The following is a 578-nucleotide window of genomic DNA, read 5'->3' on the forward strand; positions in this document are numbered from 1 at the left end:
CGCCAACTTCGCCTCGGCCGTCGCCCTTGCCGCCGTTATCGCATTCTGGTGCTGATTGAGTTCGAACCCTAGGTAGGGAACTCAAACAACCTTCTGCAGCTTCATGGCTTTTAGTCGACTGATCAGGGACGCAGGCTGAGGAGGGTATGGCGGATGGCACATCTGTACTGGCTGTCGGACGCGGCCTGGGCGCGGATCGAGCCGCATCTGCCTCATGGCCGGCCGGGACGGCCCAGGGTCGACGATCGGCGGGTGATCAGCGGGATCCTGCACGTGCTCAAGACCGGCTGCCGTTGGCGGGATGTGCCGCCAGACTACGGCCCCGCCACGACCATCTACAACCGCTACAACCGATGGTCGCGGCGTGGCCTGTGGCAGCGCCTGTTCCAGCGCATGGCCAGCACGGGAACCATCCCGGCCGAGCTTGCGCTCGACAGCACCTACGTCAAAGCCCATCGCTCCGCTTCTGGCGGCAAGGGGGTGAATGGTGCCAGGCGATCGGCCGCGCGCGCGGCGGCCGCACGTCGAAGGTTCATTGCCTGGCCGATGATCGTGGCCGGCCCGTCGCGTTCGCCCTG

The 578-nt window shown here is 66.3% G+C and carries 1 pseudogene; it reads left to right on the forward strand.

Annotation, left to right across the window (positions count from 1 at the left end):
- Positions 1 to 153: 153 nt before the first annotated feature.
- Positions 154 to 578 (forward strand): annotated as a pseudogene (locus HLA95_RS27795) (IS5 family transposase); the annotation flags it as partial.

Source organism: Geminicoccus harenae, from assembly GCF_019800005.1.
GTDB lineage: Bacteria > Pseudomonadota > Alphaproteobacteria > Geminicoccales > Geminicoccaceae > Geminicoccus > Geminicoccus harenae.